At 57.9% G+C, this 18470-nt stretch carries 15 protein-coding genes; 4 read left to right on the plus strand and 11 right to left on the minus strand.

The window, feature by feature from the left end:
- Positions 1-131 precede the first annotated feature (131 nt).
- The 5 genes from EI291_RS07175 to prmA all read right to left on the minus strand — a co-directional run bounded on the left by EI291_RS07175 (position 132) and on the right by prmA (position 9340).
- Positions 132-1496, minus strand: a complete 1365-nt coding sequence (locus EI291_RS07175) for a dipeptidase (protein ID WP_125419136.1) — start codon at positions 1494-1496, stop codon at positions 132-134.
- Between the two features lie 64 nt (positions 1497-1560).
- Positions 1561-2049 (minus strand): DUF2199 domain-containing protein, encoded by a 489-nt coding sequence (locus tag EI291_RS07180; RefSeq protein ID WP_125419137.1) that lies wholly within the window; start codon positions 2047-2049, stop codon positions 1561-1563.
- A 4-nt stretch (positions 2050-2053) separates the two neighbouring features.
- Positions 2054-2695, minus strand: coding sequence for a glycerol-3-phosphate 1-O-acyltransferase PlsY (plsY, locus tag EI291_RS07185; protein ID WP_125419138.1), 642 nt, complete (start codon positions 2693-2695; stop codon positions 2054-2056).
- A 296-nt stretch (positions 2696-2991) separates the two neighbouring features.
- Entirely contained in the window at positions 2992-8295 is a 5304-nt protein-coding gene (locus tag EI291_RS07190) for a hypothetical protein (protein ID WP_125419139.1), read from the minus strand.
- 208 nt (positions 8296-8503) lie between these two features.
- On the minus strand, positions 8504-9340 hold the full coding sequence (prmA, locus tag EI291_RS07195) for a 50S ribosomal protein L11 methyltransferase (RefSeq protein ID WP_125419140.1): 837 nt from the start codon (positions 9338-9340) through the stop codon (positions 8504-8506).
- A 174-nt stretch (positions 9341-9514) separates the two neighbouring features.
- Here prmA and EI291_RS07200 point away from each other — a divergent pair, with 174 nt between their 5' ends.
- The gene (locus tag EI291_RS07200) at positions 9515-10222 is read left to right on the plus strand and encodes a hypothetical protein (protein WP_125419141.1); all 708 of its coding nucleotides are present in this window, start codon (positions 9515-9517) and stop codon (positions 10220-10222) included.
- A gap of 53 nt (positions 10223-10275) precedes the next feature.
- A complete protein-coding gene (locus EI291_RS23490) occupies positions 10276-10563 on the plus strand; it encodes an OmpA family protein (protein ID WP_394343376.1) in 288 nt (95 codons plus the stop codon).
- A 92-nt stretch (positions 10564-10655) separates the two neighbouring features.
- Here EI291_RS23490 and EI291_RS07210 read toward each other — a convergent pair whose 3' ends face one another.
- The 6 genes from EI291_RS07210 to EI291_RS07235 all read right to left on the minus strand — a co-directional run bounded on the left by EI291_RS07210 (position 10656) and on the right by EI291_RS07235 (position 17059).
- Positions 10656-11036, minus strand: a complete 381-nt coding sequence (locus EI291_RS07210) for a DUF6150 family protein (protein WP_240635414.1) — start codon at positions 11034-11036, stop codon at positions 10656-10658.
- A 159-nt stretch (positions 11037-11195) separates the two neighbouring features.
- A complete protein-coding gene (gene tpiA, locus EI291_RS07215) occupies positions 11196-11960 on the minus strand; it encodes a triose-phosphate isomerase (RefSeq protein WP_125419142.1) in 765 nt (254 codons plus the stop codon).
- Positions 11961-12098: 138 nt separating this feature from the next.
- Positions 12099-12926 carry a tryptophan-rich sensory protein gene (locus EI291_RS07220; protein ID WP_125419143.1) on the minus strand — a complete coding sequence of 276 codons (828 nt, stop codon included), beginning with the start codon at positions 12924-12926 and terminating at the stop codon, positions 12099-12101.
- A 44-nt stretch (positions 12927-12970) separates the two neighbouring features.
- Positions 12971-13432 carry a hypothetical protein gene (locus tag EI291_RS07225; RefSeq protein WP_125419144.1) on the minus strand — a complete coding sequence of 154 codons (462 nt, stop codon included), beginning with the start codon at positions 13430-13432 and terminating at the stop codon, positions 12971-12973.
- Between the two features lie 136 nt (positions 13433-13568).
- Complete coding sequence (gene uvrA, locus EI291_RS07230; RefSeq protein WP_125419145.1) at positions 13569-16403, minus strand: excinuclease ABC subunit UvrA; 2835 nt, start codon at positions 16401-16403, stop codon at positions 13569-13571.
- A 104-nt stretch (positions 16404-16507) separates the two neighbouring features.
- Positions 16508-17059, minus strand: coding sequence for an SMI1/KNR4 family protein (locus EI291_RS07235; protein WP_125419146.1), 552 nt, complete (start codon positions 17057-17059; stop codon positions 16508-16510).
- Between the two features lie 255 nt (positions 17060-17314).
- Between EI291_RS07235 and EI291_RS07240 the strand changes: the two genes are divergently transcribed.
- Both EI291_RS07240 and EI291_RS07245 read left to right on the plus strand, forming a co-directional pair.
- Positions 17315-17743, plus strand: a complete 429-nt coding sequence (locus EI291_RS07240; protein ID WP_125419147.1) for a hypothetical protein — start codon at positions 17315-17317, stop codon at positions 17741-17743.
- Between the two features lie 84 nt (positions 17744-17827).
- Positions 17828-18445, plus strand: a complete 618-nt coding sequence (locus tag EI291_RS07245; RefSeq protein ID WP_125419148.1) for a hypothetical protein — start codon at positions 17828-17830, stop codon at positions 18443-18445.
- Positions 18446-18470 lie beyond the last annotated feature (25 nt).

An 18470-nucleotide genomic window follows, 5' to 3' on the forward strand; every position in this document is an offset into this window, starting at 1 on the left:
GTTGAACGATACGTTTGAAGCGTTTTGAACAACGTCAGCAACGACGAGACGCAAAATATTGCGTCTCTACAGCAAAAGGCCCGGCTACTGTAGCAGTAGCCGGGCCTTTTGCTGTGCGGGCAAGCTGGAGTCTAGCCTTTCACGGCTGCCGCGTAGTTGCGGTAGAAGTGTGGGATGGTTTCGATGCCTTTCAGGAAGTTGAACACGCCATAGTGCTCGTTGGGCGAGTGGATGGCGTCGGAATCCAGGCCGAAGCCGAGCAGCACGGTATCCAAGCCCAGCTCGCTCTTGAACATGGCCACGATGGGAATGGATCCTCCCCCGCGCGTGGGGATGGGGCGCTTGCCGAAGGTGGTTTCCATGGCATCGGCCGCGGCTTTGTAGGCCACCGAGTCAGTGGGCGTTACTACTGGCTCGCCGCCATGGTGGGGTTTTACTACCACCGTTACGCCGCTGGGGGCAATGCTTTCGAAATGCTTCTGGAACAGGGCCGTAATTTCATCGGAGGTCTGGTGGGGCACCAGGCGCATCGAAATCTTGGCGTAGGCCTTGGAGGCAATAACCGTTTTGGCACCTTCGCCGGTGTAGCCGCCCCAGATGCCGTTCACGTCCAGGGTAGGCCGGATGCCGATGCGCTCCACGGTGGTGTAGCCCTTTTCGCCGTAGATATCGGGCAGGCCGATGCTCTTTTTGAACTCGTCGTCGGAGTGGGGCACGCGGTTCAGCTCGGCGCGCTCCTCGTCGGTCAGCACGGCTACGTTGTTGTAGAACTCGGGGATGGTGATGTGGTTGTTCTCGTCGTGCAGCGAGGCAATCATCTTGCAGAGCACGTTGATGGGGTTAGCCACGGCACCACCGTAGAGGCCGGAGTGCAGGTCGCGGTTGGGGCCGGTTACCTCCACTTCGTGGTAGCTCAGGCCGCGCAGACCCACCTCAATGCTGGGCTCGTCGTTGGCCAGCATGCCGGTGTCGGAAATCAGGATAACGTCGGCTTTCAACTTCTCCTTGTTGGCGCGCACGAAGATGCCGAGGTTGTTGGAGCCGATTTCCTCCTCACCTTCAATCATCACCTTGATGTTGCAGGGAAGGCCGCCCTCCTGGTTCATCACCTCCAGGGCTTTTACGTGCATGTACACCTGGCCTTTATCGTCGCAGGCGCCGCGGGCGTAAATCTTCTCGTCTTTGATAACGGGCTCAAACGGGGGCGAATCCCACAGCTCGTAGGGGTCGGCGGGCTGCACGTCGTAGTGGCCGTACACCAGCACGGTGGGCAGCGCGGGGTCAATGATTTTCTCGCCGTACACGATGGGGTTGCCGGCCGTGGGGCAGAGCTCCACGTTTTCCAGGCCTACTTCCAGGAAGCGGGCTTTCAGGTACTCGGCGGCCCGCAACACGTCGCCGTGAAACTTAGGGTCGGCGGAAACCGACGGAATACGGAGCCAGTCGATGAGTTCGGTGAGGAAACGCTGCTGGTTCTGCTCGAGGTAGGAAGCCATGCGGGGTGGTTTAGGAGTTGGAAATGCGGGGGTAAAGGTAGAAAGGCGCGGCGGTAGAAGCAGCTTATTCCTTCGGAAGGTACTCGTGCACGATTTCCCAAGCGCGGGCTAAGCTGATGCCCTCCCGTTGCGCTACGGCCAGCGGATGGTCGGTAGGTTCCAACTCAATACTGGGACGCTGCCCGTTTCCAATGAAGTGCGCTTTTGACTTCAGCAGAATGGTAGGTGAAAATGCGTTGACTTCGGTACAGAACCAGCCAAAAAACGGCCCTATATCGGTCGAGTCAGGTTGCTCACGATAAGCATGAAAATGCTCTGCTTTCTGACTCACCCACACGCCAAAGCCCAAGGTTTGCTCCTGCTCATGTACCGGAATTTCCAGCACTCCTCGAATGAAATAATGCTCATCATCCAGGATACACGTATCTGCCGTTAGCATAACCCGGCCCAGCCATTCCGACTCCGGTATGTCGTATATCATGTAGGGCATTACCGAACCAATGTCTGGTAATCCTTCGTGCGTTTCGCCGCAACAGGCGCATTGATAGCCCATCCTCCTACTTCTTATCCCAAGGCATAGGAACCCGGCTTTCGGTGCCGGCGCGCAGGCGCTGGATGTTGGCGCGGTGAGTGTAGATGAGCAGCCCGGCTACCACGAAGCCAAACCACACAAGCAGCTGGTTATCGGGGCGGAACAGGGGCAGCAGCTGCAGCAAAGCAAACACCACCCCGGCCGTCATGCTGCTCAGCGACACGTAGCGCGAGGCCAGCAGCACCGCAATAAACACCAGAATGCACACGCCCACGGTAGCCGGAGCAATGGCCAGCATCACGCCCAGAATGGTAGCCACGCCCTTGCCGCCCCGGAACCCGGCCCAGACGGGGTAAATGTGCCCCACCACCGCCAGCACCCCGCAGGCCAGCTGGTAGTACAGCAGCTGCGAGGGCAAAATAGCGCCTTGGTTCAGCATCACCGTGGCCAGCGAGGTAGCTACCCAGCCCTTCAGCACATCCACGGCCATTACAAAGGAACCGGGCTTTTTGCCCAGCACCCGAAAGGTGTTGGTGGCCCCGGAGTTGCCGGAGCCATGCTCCCGAATATCCAGCCCGAAAAACGCCCGCCCCACCCACAGAGCCGTGGGGATGGAGCCAATGAGGTAAGCGGCCACCAGCAGGCCGAGCACTAAGGGGAGATTCATGCGGGAAGAGAGAGTAGCGGTTCAGTCGATGGGCAAAGATACGGAGCCGGGGCGCGGGTGTTGGCAGGGAATAGAGAGTACCAGACCGCAACGCTAAGCAGACCGTCATTCCGAGAGAAGGCGGGGCCGCAGCCGAGGAATCTCGCGTGCTGACGTTGCCAAACTATCTGTCATACTGAGCGAAGTCGAAGCATCTCTACCACTTCGTTGGAGTTATACAACGTCAGCACACGAGATGCTTCGGCTCCGCTCAGCATAACGACAACGCCCCGGCAGAGGCTGCCGGGGCGTTGTCGTTATTCGTCGCCGAAGGGGTCGTTGGGGTCCTTCTTCTTTTTCTTCTTGGCGTCTTTCTTGGGGTCTTCGGCGGGGGCATTGGCGGCGGGGGTTGCCGGGTCTACCACCTCATCCTTTTTCTTCTTCTTTTTGCCCGTATCCTCGGCCGGAGCTTCGGTGGGAGCCGCCTCTACGGCGTCTTTCTTTTTCTTCTTGCCGGTGTCCTCAACTGGCGTATCCACGGGGGCGGCTTCTACGGATTCGTCCTTTTTCTTCTTCTTTTTGCTGCTGGGCTCCTCTACCGGCGGCTCAGCCGAGGGGTCCGAATCCAGGGCTTCCTGTACGGGGTCTTTCTTCTTCTTTTTCTTCTTGTTGGCGTCCTGGTCGAAGTCGAAGTTGCCCGTGCTCTGGGGCTGGGTCACGTTGACTTTGCGCTTGCCGGTTTCCTTGAGGTAGTCCTTACGGAAGTGGTTGAGGAAGGACTGCACCTCCTGGTCGTCGCCGAGGTAGAAGCCGTACTGGGTGGCCGTGTTGTAGTCACCCTTGGCTTTCAGACCGATGATTTCGTCGAAGGAGCCGTGCTGGGCCTTGGCCAGCAGCACATTGTTGGAGTACTTGAGGTAGTACCACGTCTGGGGCTCGGCTTCCAGGTACAGCTCCACGGCGTCGCCGGTGCTTTCCTTCTTGATTTCGATGTAGCCGTCGATAAGGGCATTGATATCCTTCTTGCCCACGCTCACTAGGCCAATCTTGCCCACCGAGTACCAGGCTTTCAGCTTCTCATTCCAGCGCAGATTTACCTGGCTCAGCACAATGGTGTGCAGGAACTTGGCCGATACCTTCTGCAGGGGCACGTAGCCGCCCTTGCGGGTGCTGTAGTCCTGCACGGTTTTGCTACCCACAAACTCGCCCATTTTGTACAGCTGGGCCGGTGAGCCGTTCAGCGCTTCCGGCAGACCTTTGGCGTTGGTAGCCATATCCGTGCCCATAGCCTCCACCGCCTTTTCGGGCAGCACAATATCGAAGGCCATGAAGGTATCCAGGTCGTAGAGGTTGCTGTCGGGCTTGGCGGTACCCAGGCCGGCGGCCGTGAGGGTGTAGTCCTTGTTGGAGTTGATGAGGTTGAGCTTGCCCCGGAAGTTCAGCTGGCCTGTGGAGTCCTGCAGCGTCATTACCGAGCCCTCGTACACGTCCGGGTCGTTGGGGTCGTGCTGGCTGATGGCGTAGGTTTTCCGGCGGATGTCGTAGGTCAGGTTGCCATCCACCTGGAACAGGTTCATATCCGTTACGCCCGGCTTGGGTGCCACAAACAGCGGGTACACCTTGCTGGTGCCGTCGGCCATAAACAGGCCCGTCAGCATGGGGGTGCCGTCCTCGGTTTTGGGGCTGTTGAGCTTGATGCGGATGGCTTTGGGGTCGATGGTATCCTGCACCGCAAACCACTCCGAGGCTGCCGCCGACTTCACGAAGTTCAGCTTGGCCTGCCCATCAAAGGTGAAGCCCTTCTTCTGGGAGTTCATGGTGATGCCGCCCCGGTACGCAATGCGCGGAGCCAGGTGAAATTTATCGGTAGCCAGCAGGCTGGCCACGGCAATGGTCGGCGGTGAAGGCGGGAAATCATACCCGTCACTGGCCGGGCCACGCTTCAGCAGGCCTTTACCCAGCGCCCCACCCTTCCGGCCCGCCGAGGCCATGGCCGTAGCGGCCGAATCGACGTGGAAGTTGGCAAACTTGATGGCGAAGGAGTCGGCGGAGGTTTTGTAGCTGTACAGGGCGTTGCCGCTGAAGGCCGTGCGCGACAACACCCGGATTTCACCTTTGTACAGCTTGTGGTACTTACGCAGAGTATCCATCACAATGCCGGCGTTCTGGAAGGCGCGCATCTCGGCGTTGGGCAGAATGTACACCTTGCTGGAATCGGGCATAATCCAGGCATCGGCCGAGGAAATGCGGGGTACGCCGGCCGCCACCAACCGGTAACGGCTCAGATCATACTGGCCGGTAGCCGCCTGGAACTTCAGGCCCCGCTGCTCGGGCTTGGTGCTGTAGAAGAACGAGCGGGATGAGTCGGCGCCGGCCGCTACGCGCAGCTGCACCAGCTTCTTCTTGAAATCCCACTTGCCCCCCGACAGCGTGGTGCGGTACTGCGAGTACGGCAGCTCAATGCTGGATTTGGTATCGTCGAACTCCCGGGCAAACTCGGTATTGCCGTTTTTCAGATCGTAGGTAAAGTTTACGTTGTTAGCCGTGAGGGCCGGCTTGTTCACCTCCGCCGATTTGATGTTCAGCGTAGACTTGGTGCCGGTGTAGCGCGTGGGCTTGAAGGCAAACGTAGTAGAGCGGATAAACGACTGGGGGCCATCCATACGCCCGTCGCCAAACAGGCCGGTGGGCGTGTAGGTGAGGGTGCCTTTGAAGCCGTAGGTAGCGTCGTAGATCTTGAAGGCTTCGCCCTTATCCTGCGTGGTGAGGTACATGGAGTCCTGCTTCACGGCCCACTTCATCTGGTAGCCGGGCAGGAACGTCACCTTCGCAAACTCCGTCCCGTTGAGCGGCCCCGGCAGAATGGTAGCCGCTTTACCCACCGTCACCACCGAGTCTTTATAGAACACAAACTGGTCGCTCTGGAAGTCGCCGGTGAGGTACTTGATGTTGCCGATGCCCTGGAAGCCGTGGTTGTTCATGGCTACCTTATTGAACAGGCGGCCCTTGCCCCCATACAGCGGGAAACCAGCCTTGGGCACATCGTACACGAAGCCCAGGGAGCCATCATCCTGCATGCTGAGCTTGGTATCGAAGTTGGGCACAATGCCTCCGCTCACGAAAGTACCCTTGAAGCCCACGGCCGCCCGGTTCTTGTTATTCAGCGAGTCCAGCTTGAACGGCGGAATATCGAAGTACATGGTGGTATCGTAGGCACCGCCCAGCACTTCCGGCTTATCGAAGTACACGTACGCACCGGTGCTGGCATCAAACGACGGGTACGCGCCCAGCTTCTTCCGCCCCGACTTGTTGCTGGGATGGTTGATGTAGAGCTTACCAGCCGAGTTTTTCTTTTTGTTGGTCAGAGTCCAGTCCAGGTCCTTGCGGGCTTTCATCACCGAGCCTTTGGAGCCCTTGCCCTTCACAATGATGGAGTCAATCTTCACCAGATCAATGAAGAAGCCGTCATAATCGAACTTGAACTCCTTGCCCTTGAACACGAAGGCTGAGGCCACTACCGTCCCGTTGAACAGCACACCCCGGTTTTTCTGAATGCGGATAATGCTGGAATCCGGCTTCACGAATACTGTCACGGAGTCGTCGGAGAAGTTGAAGCGGTCCACGCCCCGCACAATCAGGTCGTTGGTGTTCAGGTCCAGCGTGGCGTTTTTACCGTTCGGGGCCAGGCTTTTGATGGCAATGTGGTCGTAGTCCTTTTTGCCGCGCGAGGAGTTTACGTAGTGCAGCGCCTTGGGCAGCAGCACAATCTGGTCAGTAGCAGGGTACCAGCCCACGTACCCGTCGCGGGCCAGGCCGGCCACCGCCGAGCGGACGTTGTCGGGCTTGAGCTTGCGGAAGGTGGCAATATCCTGCACCGTGAACAGGCGCTTGTTGCCGTTTTCCATGCTGTAGCCCACCACCATCTGCAACGGGTGCAGCTTGTTGATGGCCTTGATCTGCTGGTAGCGGGTGTTGGTGTAGAACTCCTTCGACTCAAAATTGGCTGTCACCTGGTTTTTCGCCGTCAGGATGCTGAAGTCGATGTAGGGCGTGCGCACGGGCCAGGTCAGCAGCTCCGCGGTTACTTCCATCTGGTGGTAGGAGTCGTAGTAGGGCGTGGATTTATAGAGGCCATCCTCGCGGGCCAGCTGCAGAATCTGCTTGCCTTTGTTGTACTTCAGCTTCACACCAGGGTGCGTGAGCGAGTCCTGCTTATCCTGGAAGATGGATACCTGCGCGTGCTGGGCCGTGATGATGGAGTCGCCAAGCACATACGCCCGCGAGGAGGCTTTGAACTTCGGCTTGCCATCCACGTCCACAATAATGCGCGACATGGCCCCATCGAGGGAAGCCGACAGCGCCCGGTTACCGGTAAGCGAGAAGCCCCCGAAGTAGCGGATGTTCTCACCGATGTTCTTTACCCGGGCGTCGTTGGTGTTGGAGATAAAGCGCGGGTAGCCCGATTCCTTCACGCCCGGTTTGCGCTGCACGCTCTTGTAGGCGAACCAGCCTTTGATTGGCGCTTCCAGTACGGCCGGGTACGTGAGCGTTACCGGGTTGGCCACGAACTCCGCTTTCAGGATGTCGAAGTCGTAGCTATCCAGGACCACCGAGGCGGGGTTACCATTTACCTGCCAGGCAAACTCGCCGCCGTAGCCCACAAACCGGTTGCTGCTGCCCACCACGGCTCCGCTGGTTTTGCGGATATACACCGAATCGGAAGGCGACACCAGAAACAAATCCGCATCCTTCAGCAGAATAACCGGCCCACGGGTGGGCGGTGCCATGTATGAAGTATAGGAAGGCGTGGTGGTAGCATCCCAACCGGAGTCAGCGGGTTTAGCGGCCGCCGTACCCGCCGATTTTTTGGCGGGCGTACTCCAGCCGTCGTCGGTATTGCTCCAGGGGTCATCATCACCCCAGCCGCTGCTTTTCTTGGCGGGCTTGGCGGCTCCTTTGGTGTTCAGCGGCTTGGTAGTAACGGTAGGGGTAACCGGCGCGGCCGGTACCGGGGCCGCCGGCGGAGCCATCGAGGGCATGTCCTGTACGTTATAGGCAAAGCTGAACGTACCGCCCACTACCTGCAATGAGCTATAACGGGATCTGTGCAGAAACTTGGTATCCAGAAAGTTGGCCGCGCTGGCCAGAAACTTCTCGGCATCGGCGGGCTGCTCCTTTTCAAGGGTTTTGCCAGCCACGTCCAGGAACTCCGTCATCTGTTGGTCGGAGAAGTTCTGTACCAGGGCGCCGGCGGCAATGGCGGTGTAAAACTGCTCGAAGTGGGGCTTGGGCCGAAACTTGCGCCCCAGCATGTACTGGCTCAGGGCCACAATGTAGCGCTGCTGGGTGGCCGTGAGGCGGTTGCTGGCCCACACCTGCTGTAGCCGCGTACCGGCCGCTTTGGCCGCCGCGTTGTTGGTGGTAGCCATCATCGACTGCACATCCACCATAAACTGCTCGGGCTCCGAGCTAAGCTTACCCGCGAATTTGGGCAGAACCGGGGCCGCCGGAGCGGGCTCGCCTTTTTTAGCTGCCTGAGGCTTTTGCTGCGCCCAAGCCGGCGCACCAATGCCCAACCCCACTACCACGGCGCAAACCCATCTAAAAGCGAAATGCTTCATATACCTATCCACAGAAACCTGATTACTCGCCTACAATTTCAGCAAAAGACAGCACTTTCCGGTGTCCTCTGTCCGCTGCCTACCCACAATCATACTCGGGCTTTTTTTCGTTCAATTCTGATTGTCAGCCCTTTTTCAGCAAAAACCCTACCGCTTGGTCCAGCTGGACCAAGCGGTAGGGTTTTATGGCGAAAGCCAGAAACGGGGCTTATGCGGGCTGACGGAACACGGCCGAAACCCAGTGATTCTGCACGCGGTGGCTCTCGTAGCGGAACCCTGCTTTTTCGGCGGCTTCCCGAATCAGGGGCAGGTCGTCCTCGTAGAAGCCGCTGAACAGGATAGGGCCGCCGGGCTTGAGGTACTGCGCATACGCACCCATATCCTCCAGCAGCACATTGCGGTTGATGTTGGCCAGGATGATATCGAAGGGCTCCTCCCCTTCCAGAGCAGTTACGTCGCCGAGGCGGGCCTCCACTTTGTCCTGCACGTTGTTTTCCAAGGCGTTGTCGGCGGCGTTTTCGGCGGTCCAGGGTTCCACGTCCACGGCCAGCACATAGCTAGCGCCCAGGTGCACGGCCATAACGGCCAGAATTCCGGTGCCGCAGCCCATATCCAGCACCCGCTTGCCTTGGTGGTCAATGTCGAGCTGGTTGGTAATCATCAGGGCCGTGGTGTCGTGGTGGCCGGTGCCGAACGACATGCGGGGCATGATGACGATTTCGTATTCCAGATCGGGCCGGGCCTCGTGGAAGGGCGCGCGCACCGATACCTTATCGGCAATGACCAAGGGCTGGAAGTTCTTTTCCCACTCGGCGTTCCAGTTCTGGCGGGTAATCACGCGGTGCGAAAACTCCAGCTCACCCAGGCCCTCGTAGCGGCTCATGATTTCGGCCACGTTATCAGCCGAAAACTGGTCCTCATCAATGTAGGCGCAGAATCCTTCGTCGTTGTCCTCGAAGGTGTTATAGCCCACTTCGGCCAGCTCAGCTACCAGTATATCCGACAACTCGCGGGAAGCCTGCACACGCAGTTCAACGTAATCCATCAGCAATTCAGTAAAAAAGGGAAATCGGGAAAACCGGCCGGACCGGGGCCGCAAAGGTCGGTCAAAAAACCATCTTCCTTGTGGTACCCGACAGATCACTGCCGGAGGAATCAAAATATTTTGATATAAATATGTCTTTATTTGAGCCACCAAATCTTCTCTTTTTCCCCTCCTATGAAAAACACGCTGCGCTATCTTACTCTGGCTTGCTTGCTGACAACCGCTCTTTCCGGCTGCGGCAGCAAAGACAAAGCTGAAGAAACCACCGCCACTACCACCACCGAAACCTCTGCAACAACCACTGCGCCTGCCACTGCAACGCCTGCCGAAGAAGCTCCTGCCACCTCGGCTCCGGCCGCTGCTTTCGACATCAATACTGTTCCCGTTTCCAGCGCCAACCTGGGCCAGTTCCCGTACCTGAGCGCATTAAAAGGCTACGAAGTAAACACCAGCAACAGTGAGGACTACGACTTTGAGCGCGCCTACGTGTTCGATGGAAAAAGCCTGATACCCATAGAGGGCAAAGTGTCGCAGCGGCTGTTTGATGAGATGAACGGCGAGAAAAAGGCCTCTGAGCTGATGATTCAGCGGAACTATGAAACCCTGCTTAAAGGCTTGGGTGCGGTGCAGGTATTTTCCGGCAAGGTTACCCAGGAAGCCATTGATAAGGTTGGCTCAGATGAAGTGTACAAGCACAACAAATGGAGCCTGAGCCCCGACCACGAAACCTCCACGTACGTTATCCGCCAGAAGGACAAGGAAGTGTGGGCGCTGGTAACTCCGCTGGGCGGCGACGGTAACTACAACATCACCATGATTGAGCGTGCCGCCATGCCCCAGCAGGCCACCATCATCAAAGCCGACGAGTTAAAAAAAAACTAGATACAGAAGGCCAGATAGCCCTGTATATCAACTTCGACACGGATAAAGCCATCATTCGGCCCGAATCGGCGGCTACGGTAGCCGAGGTACTTACACTGCTGCAGCAGAACCCGCAGTTGCGCCTGGCCGTGCAGGGCCACACCGATAATGCCGGCACCGCCCCGCACAACCAGCAGCTTTCTACCGCCCGGGCGCAAAGTGTAGTGGCAGCGCTTACCGAAGCGGGTATTGCTACAAACCGACTGCAGGCCGCTGGCTTCGGGCAAACCAAGCCAGTAGCTGATAACACTACCGAAGAAGGCCGGGCTAAAAACCGTCGGGTAGAACTGGTAAAGTTGTAGGCAAAAAAGCCCCCACAAGTAGCCGCCCTTCATTCCAGCCCGTCGTAGGGTGACCTGGAATGAAGGGCGGCTACTTGTGGGGCTTTGGGTACTTACTGCTTCCGGCAGCCGGCGTAGTTGCGCACTTTGGTGTAATGGAAGCTGAAGTCGGCCAGGTTGCGGTTGTCCGTCACGAATAACACGTAATCAGCAAAGTCACGCGAATCCGACAGATACCACAGACCCACTTTGTCAGCAAACAGCTTGTTGTTCTCCTGATACACCAGCAGGTCAGCAAAAGCCTCTTCGGGCTCCTGATACACCACTCCAAAGCACTGCCCTTTGCGGCGCGGGTCGGTTTCCAGGTACACCGTGCCATAGAGGCGGCAGGGGTCCACGGAACTCACGGCTCCGGCAGCCAGCGGCACGCGCGGCTGTGGGGCGGCAAATGGGTTTAGAGCCAACAGGCCGGAAAGCAGCAGCGTTGAGAGCATGAGGATGTAGTGCTTAGTTGTTGGTGCTTAGTGCTTAGGCTGTAACCGGCAGACCTGGTAGCTTAAGGACTCTCGGTGCCAGAAACATAAATGATACCGAAGTTTTAACACGGATATAGAATCCCGCCCTCTAAGCACTAAGCACCAGCAACTAAGCGCTTAGAACGACTTAATAATCTCCGTGAAGTCGCGCGACTTGAGCGAAGCACCGCCAATGAGGCCGCCATCCACGTCGGGCTGGCTGAACAGCTCCCGGGCGTTCTGAGCATTAGCCGAGCCACCGTAGAGGATGCTCGTATTCAGCGCGGCTTCCGCGTCGTAGGCGCGGGCAATCTGCTCCCGGATGAAGGCGTGCACCTCCTGTGCCTGGGCACTGGTGGCCGTTTTGCCGGTCCCAATAGCCCAAATGGGCTCATAGGCAATAACTACCTGGTCGAATTCCTCATTGGAGAGGTGGAATAGGCCGTCTTTCAGCTGCTTGCTGATGAAGTTGAAAGTTTCGTCGGCTTCCCTGGTTTCCAGGCTTTCGCCCACGCAGAAAATGGGCTTCAGGCCGGCGACCAGCGCGGCTTTCAGCTTCTGGCTCAGCAGCTCGTCGTCCTCATGGAAATACTGTCGACGCTCCGAGTGGCCCAGAATCACGTATTCTGCCCCCACCGACTGCAGCATCTTGGCCGATACCTCGCCGGTGTAGGCGCCGCTTTCCTTCTGGTGGCAGTTCTGCGCACCCAGATGGAACCGGCTACCCTCGGGGAGCTGCTTACCAATGGCCGTCAGGAAGGGGAAGGGCGGGCACACGACCACCTCTACCGAGGAATTGGTCACTTCGTCCTGCACCATGTTCACGATTTCGGAAATCAGCGCCTGACCGTCCTGAAGAGTGGTGTTCATCTTCCAGTTGCCGGCCACAATCTTCTTACGCATAGCGGAAAGGGTTGAGGTTGGGTTTGGGCGCAAGTTAGGGGAATAGGGAAGAGAACTTAGAAATGAGAGGTGAGAACCGAGAGCTTACATGGTAGCAACGGCCGCAGGCCAGGACCGAACTGCGGCCTATACTATCCATCACTTCTGCGCTCTAAGCTCTCTTTTTCCCCACCACACCAGCACTAGGCTCATTACAGCTACCACACCTGCCGCTGCCAGCGCCATCCAGGCCAGCACCATCGTACTGGTTTCCCCGTGCCGAGCCGCCCAGATGCCCACCAGGCCCCAGGTTACGGCGGCGGGGTACGCCAGCTCGCGAAACCGCTTGGTCACGTTGAGCGCCAGCCCAGCCACAATGCCTACCAAGATGATGGCTATTTCAACGCCTTTGGCTTCACTTACCTGCCAGCGGGTGCCCAGGGCTACAGTGGCATTCACCGCCAGCGCCACCGAAATCCAGCCCAGGTACAGACCGAACGGCAGGTTGACCCAGGCCGGCGCTTCTCCTCGGCGGGCAAAGTGCCGCACGCGGCCGTACACCACCGCCAGCCCGGCCAGAATACCCAGCATCACCACCACGCTCAGGGGCAGCAGCTCGTAAGCAAACACCACCAGCCAGAAGCCCGTCAATACGTTCACCAGCACTAGCGGCCGGGCCACGGCATCGGGCAGGGGGTTGCGGCGCTGGGCCGGCAGCAGCTGCCATACCGCATACACCAGCAGACTCAGGAAAATAATGCCCCAGATGCTGAAAGCATACCCGGCCGGCGTGAGCGGCGTGGGGTACTTGCCTGATACATCGGCGTTGGTTTGCCCGTTGAAGGGAAACCGCTGCGACACGTAGTTGAGAGCAATATTGCCCACAATGGCACCGGAAGCGGCCCAGCGCCAGGCCCGGCTTTCAGTGGGAGCCGAGAGGTAGTCGAAAGCGGCCGTGGCCGCAGCGGGGGAAGAAGTACCGGACATAGCGCGAAGAAGCTAAAAAAACCGGTTTGCCTGTACGCAAGGCATTACTGTGGAGTTCCGGTGCACAATGCAGGCTGCTGCCACTCAGCCCATAATGCTGGATGATGCGGCATAGCTTCGAGCAACCAGTGAAACGCGGAAGCCGCATCCGTGAAAAAGTGTAGATCGAAGGAGGGCTGCAGGCTGGCATCGTGCACGGGGGCGGTGGCCACTAGGTAGTTATGCATATCGGGTGGCAACACCAAGGCCAACTGCTCCACGGGCGTACGGGCCATTTCGGCAAACCACTCCTGCCCAATCCAGACCTGCTCCGTGGGGCCCAGCGGCGGAATGTTATGCATATCAATCAGCCAGCGCGTTACGTGCTGCTCCCGGCTCAGCCGCATCAGGGCTTCCAACGCCGGCCGAAACTGCTCCAACGGCTGCCCGGCAACCCAGGCCGCCCGCAAAAAGCTGGCAGCCGCATCGTACTGCACCCGCACTCCTGGTTGTTGCTCCACCATCATGGCTGTACGTTTTTCTGCCCCCCTCTTATAAGATACCGATTATTTAGGACACAAGTATCGGGCCGAGCTACCGTATTAACCAAACCGCCCCGCCCGAATAGCTCGGGCGGGGCGGGGCATTTTCACGCAGGTACTACTACAGCTTCTCAGCCAGGAAACGGGCGGTGTGGTTGGTGTCTTTGAGCTTCACCATGTCCTCAGGCGTACCTTCAAAGAGCAGGTGGCCACCGTTGGTGCCGCCTTCGGGGCCCAAGTCAATCACCCAGTCGGCGCACTTGATGATGTCCATGTTGTGCTCGATGATGAGCACCGAGTTGCCCTGCTCTACTAGCGCGTTCAGGGCCGTCATCAGCTTGTTGATGTCGTGGAAGTGCAGGCCGGTGCTGGGCTCATCGAAGATGAACAGGATTTTATCGTTCTGCAAGGTGTTGCCCTTGGTCAGGAACGAAGCCAGCTTCACGCGCTGGGCTTCCCCGCCCGACAGCGTGTTGGCCGACTGCCCCAGCCGGATGTAGCCCAGCCCTACATCATCGAGCGGCTTGAGGCGCTCCACGATTTTAGGCTGGTCCTTGAAGAACTCAATGCTGTCTTCAATGGTCATTTCGAGCACCTCATTGATGCTCTTGTCCTTGTACTGCACGTCCAGCACGTCCTGCTTGAACTTGCGGCCCTCGCAGGCCTCGCAGGTCAGGTAGATGTCGGCCATGAACTGCATTTCAATCTTCACCTGGCCCTCGCCCTGGCACACCTCGCAACGGCCACCATCAATATTGAAGCTGAAATGCGACGGTTTGAATCCCCGAGCCTTAGCCAGCTGCTGATCGGCAAATAGGGTCCGGATGGCGTCGTAGGCCTTCACGTAGGTAACCGGGTTGGAGCGGCTGCTCTTGCCGATGGGGTTCTGGTCCACGAACTCCACGTGCGTTACCTGGCCGTTCACGCCGGTGAGACGGTCGAACTTGCCGGTGGCCTCCCCTGCCCCGCCGCCAAGCTGCTTGAGCAGCGCCGGCGCCAGAATCCGCTTCACCAGCGTGCTTTTACCGGAGCCCGATACGCCCGTTACCACCGTCATGACGTTCAGCGGAAACTTCACTGACACGTTCTTGAGGTTGTTTTCGCGGGCTCCGGTCAGCTCTAGGGCGTTGCGCCAGGGGCGGCGGGTTTTGGGTACCTGCACCGCCATGCGGCCGCTCAGGTACTGGCCGGTGTAGGTATCAGAGGCCAACACCTCGGCGTAGGTGCCCTGGAACTGCAGGATGCCGCCGCCCGAGCCGGCTTCGGGCCCGATGTCGATGATCTGGTCGGCCTGCTCCATCATCTTGTCCTCGTGCTCTACCACAATTACGGTGTTGCCGAGCTGCTGCAAGGAACGCAGCACACCAATCAGCTGCTCGGCATCCTTGGGGTGCAGACCGATGCTGGGTTCATCGAGAATGTACATGGAACCCACCAGCGCCGAGCCCAGCGAGGTAGCCAACGAAATTCGCTGGCTTTCTCCGCCCGAGAGCGTGCTGCTGAGGCGGTTGAGCGTGAGGTAACCCAGGCCTACGCGGTTCAGGTACTCCAGGCGGTTGGTTACTTCCGTCACGAGGCGCTCGGCCACTTTGGCTTCGTGCTCGGGTAGGTCGAGGGTCTGGAAAAACTCCAGCGCCCGGCTCACTGGCAGCAGCACCAAGTCGGTGATACTCTGGCCCTGGATTTTGACGTACTGAGCGTCTTTGCGCAGGCGGGTGCCACGGCAGTCGGGGCAGGTAGTGCGGCCCCGGTAGCGGCTCTGCAGCACCCGGTACTGGATTTTGTGCGTCTGCTCGCTCACCCACTTGAAGTAAGCGTCGAGGCCATCGAAGTACTTGTTGCCCTTCCAGAGCAGGTTCCGCTCGGCCTCACTCAGCTCGTTATAGGGCCGGTGAATGGGAAAATCGAAGCGGATGCCGTTTTTGAGCAGGGGCTTCAGCCACTCACTCTGCTTGTCGGTGCGCCAGGGGGCAATAGCGCCCTCATACACCGTCATGCTCTTGTCCGGGATTACCAGGTCCTCATCAATGCCCAGCACCGAGCCGAATCCTTCGCAGGTCTGGCAGGCCCCGTACGGGTTGTTGAAGGAGAAGAAGTTAACGCTCGGCTCCTCGAACACCAATCCGTCCAACTCAAACCGGTCGGAGAAAGTGCGCGTTTCATCGTCCATCTTCACGATACAGGTGCCGTGGCCCTCGAAGAAAGCCGTCTGCACGGAGTCGCTCAGGCGGAACATCAGGTCCTCGTCGCCGGGCTGAATGGCGGCGCGGTCAATCATGATGAAGACTTCGCCCGCTACTTCGGGCTGGCCTTCGGCAATGAGCTCTTCGATAAAGGCCGTTTCGCCGTTCACCACCACCCGGCTATAGCCTTTCTGGAGCAGCAGATCCAGCTCCTTGCTCATGGGGCGGCCGTCCTGGGCGGGCTGCAGGGGGGCCAGCAGCATCACGCGGGTTCCCTCGGGCAGGCGCATGAGGTAGTCCACCACGTCGGCCACGTTGTCCTTTTTCACCTGCTCGCCGCTGACGGGCGAGTAGGTACGGCCCACCCGCGCAAACAGCAGCTTCAGGTAGTCGTATATTTCGGTGCTGGTGCCCACGGTGGAGCGGTTGTTCTTGATGCTGACCTTCTGCTCGATGGCAATGGCCGGCGAGATGCCCCGGATGTAGTCCACGTCGGGCTTATCCATGCGGCCCAGAAATTGGCGGGCGTAGCTGCTGAGGCTCTCCACGTACATGCGCTGGCCCTCGGCGTACAGCGTATCAAACGCCAACGACGACTTGCCGGAGCCCGACAGGCCCGTCACGACGATGAATTTATTGCGCGGCAGCGCCACGCTCAGGTTCTTGAGGTTATGGACCCGGGCGTTTTTGATGAGGATAAACTCGCGCGGGTCGAGCTGGTCAATGGGGTCGGCCGCAGGAGCGGCTACTTGCAGAGCGGAGTTATCGGCCATAGAACGGGTAAACAACTGCGGCCGGGGGTTTGGTTTCCCTGGGCGCGGTTTAGGTCAGGCGAAGGTACGGCGGGGTAGCAGTGTCGTGCTACTCTGGGTTATTTTTACTCCGTTGCCAGCAGCGCAATGCGGTCCAGCTCTCCCCAAACGGCGGGAACATCTGCATTTATCCGCCCTAGTTCATGCCTGAGCTCTGTCATTATTTTGATTTGCTGGATTATCCAGTCCGTGAGCCGGCCATACTCTATCCTGTTCAGTCCACGCACATCCGGGTTATCACTCTTAATAACATAGAGTGTTACTAGTGGATTATCAGCTCCTAATTGGATGGCAAAGAAGTTATATCCCTGCCATTGTGAAATCACAAAGTCTCGTGAAGCGAGTGTTTCGTTGTTTTCCGCAAGCAACGTAATGGCGCATTCCCAGCTGTAGTCCAGAGAATCGGCCGTGAAATCCTGACCGCCCATCCACTCCATCGTGCCTTTGCCGCACCACTTCAGGAAAAGCCGGTAGGATTCGGGAAATTGAACACCCCACTCTTTCTCTGTTTCTTCTATTTCTGCATCCGTACAGCCTGGCTCAGCTATTGGTACATCCAGTCCCGTGGTGAGCAGGTATGCATTGAGCTCTGTGTAGAAATTGAGTAAACAGCTCATGGCTCGCCCAGCTGATAAATGAAGTATATGTAAGTATCTCAAAGATATAGCCTCATCTGCGAGAAATGAGACATACGCTTTGCTATGTCGCTCTATGAAAACCTATCAGGCACGAGTGCAGCACAAAATAACTTACGCCAGACATCGAACATCCATTATGGAATCACAACGCAACAAAGCACGCGCACAACCAAACGCCCTACTCGTAGTATGTCACTTGCAGTAAGCGCTTCAATGGTAATCTGACAAGGACCTATGGACTCATCTGCCCACGAGGATATTGACCTTCTCTTAGCAAAAGCAAAAAGCTCCGGAAAAACGGAAGACCTGTCTGCCTTGTGGAAAGCGGCCCTCAGTTTGCCGCAATGGCATTTCATAACGCGGCAAACGGCCACTATCGAAGACCGAAAACCGTTTGTGGGCGTGATGGATTGTAAGCCCTGGGCGTTCCTGTTTACGGACAGGCAACGGGCGCAGGAGTACGCCAGAACCATCCCCAACGGTGGGTTTGTGGATGAAAGCGGCAACGTGCTGGTGATATCCACGGATACGCAAAAAGCCATTGACTACCTGCTGGCTCTTGCTGCGCAAGGCGTGTATGGCCTGAGGTTCAATGAACTGAATGGCTGGTTTTCACCCATCGAAAACTTATCAGCTATTATACAGCACGTGCATAAAGGCTAAGTGGTAGTTATGCTGCAGCCAGACCATAAGGCCTTTCATGCTGGTTGAAAACTCCTTACGCTTCACTTACCACAATGCTGTAGCATGAAACGCTTTTTTCTTCTTCTGGCCTTTTCATCCTTCCTTATTTCCTGCGAGCAACGCACCGAGTCACAGAAAGAAGCGGCCGTAAAAGAAAGTCAGCCGGCCCCAGCGCAACCGGCAGCCGATGCACAGGTGCCGCCACTTACCCGGGATTCTTCTACGGGAAAAATGGCCACCCCAGCCACTACGCCCACCGAGCAAGCTGTGCTGGCTATCCGCAAGGAATTTGCGCGGATCAACTCGCTTCGGTTGAAAGCGAAAAAGCGCACGTTTGTGTGTGATGCCGAAAATACGATTACCTATTACACCGACAATGGTAAAGTGGTCAAGATTGTACTCGACTGGGGATTTGTCGGCGACGGGGCTTCCAAGTATGAGTATTATTACAGGGACGGCAAATTACTTTTCACCTATAAAGTACATACTGGCGGACCGGCCGGCTTGCCCGAAACCCGGAACGAGGAAAGAACCTACGTCCAGAACGACAAGACGATTCGCTATCTGAAAAACCAGCGGGCCGGTGCCTGTCCGGTTTGCCGGTTTGATGCGTCATCCCGCGAGTATGAAGCCCTGAGAGCTTATACTGCCGCCGACGTTACCCCAGCTCTGTGCAAGTAATACCTCGCTGCCGGGGCCATTGCGT

Origin of the sequence: Hymenobacter rigui, from assembly GCF_003944715.1 — a bacterium.
In the GTDB taxonomy this organism is placed as follows: Bacteria; Bacteroidota; Bacteroidia; order Cytophagales; family Hymenobacteraceae; genus Hymenobacter; species Hymenobacter rigui.

Bases quoted from the DNA above. Each gene is read 5' to 3' on its own strand.
- EI291_RS07240 (WP_125419147.1), top strand. From the start codon at position 17,315: ATGGACTCATCTGCCCACGAGGATATTGACCTTCTCTTAGCAAAAGCA.
- EI291_RS07235 (WP_125419146.1), bottom strand. From the start codon at position 17,059: ATGAGCTGTTTACTCAATTTCTACACAGAGCTCAATGCATACCTGCTC.
- EI291_RS07245 (WP_125419148.1), top strand. From the start codon at position 17,828: ATGAAACGCTTTTTTCTTCTTCTGGCCTTTTCATCCTTCCTTATTTCC.
- EI291_RS07210 (WP_240635414.1), bottom strand. From the start codon at position 11,036: ATGCTCTCAACGCTGCTGCTTTCCGGCCTGTTGGCTCTAAACCCATTT.
- EI291_RS07220 (WP_125419143.1), bottom strand. From the start codon at position 12,926: ATGTCCGGTACTTCTTCCCCCGCTGCGGCCACGGCCGCTTTCGACTAC.
- EI291_RS07200 (WP_125419141.1), top strand. From the start codon at position 9,515: ATGAAAAACACGCTGCGCTATCTTACTCTGGCTTGCTTGCTGACAACC.
- tpiA (WP_125419142.1), bottom strand. From the start codon at position 11,960: ATGCGTAAGAAGATTGTGGCCGGCAACTGGAAGATGAACACCACTCTT.
- EI291_RS07225 (WP_125419144.1), bottom strand. From the start codon at position 13,432: ATGATGGTGGAGCAACAACCAGGAGTGCGGGTGCAGTACGATGCGGCT.
- EI291_RS07175 (WP_125419136.1), bottom strand. From the start codon at position 1,496: ATGGCTTCCTACCTCGAGCAGAACCAGCAGCGTTTCCTCACCGAACTC.
- plsY (WP_125419138.1), bottom strand. From the start codon at position 2,695: ATGAATCTCCCCTTAGTGCTCGGCCTGCTGGTGGCCGCTTACCTCATT.
- uvrA (WP_125419145.1), bottom strand. From the start codon at position 16,403: ATGGCCGATAACTCCGCTCTGCAAGTAGCCGCTCCTGCGGCCGACCCC.
- EI291_RS07190 (WP_125419139.1), bottom strand. From the start codon at position 8,295: ATGAAGCATTTCGCTTTTAGATGGGTTTGCGCCGTGGTAGTGGGGTTG.
- prmA (WP_125419140.1), bottom strand. From the start codon at position 9,340: ATGGATTACGTTGAACTGCGTGTGCAGGCTTCCCGCGAGTTGTCGGAT.
- EI291_RS07180 (WP_125419137.1), bottom strand. From the start codon at position 2,049: ATGGGCTATCAATGCGCCTGTTGCGGCGAAACGCACGAAGGATTACCA.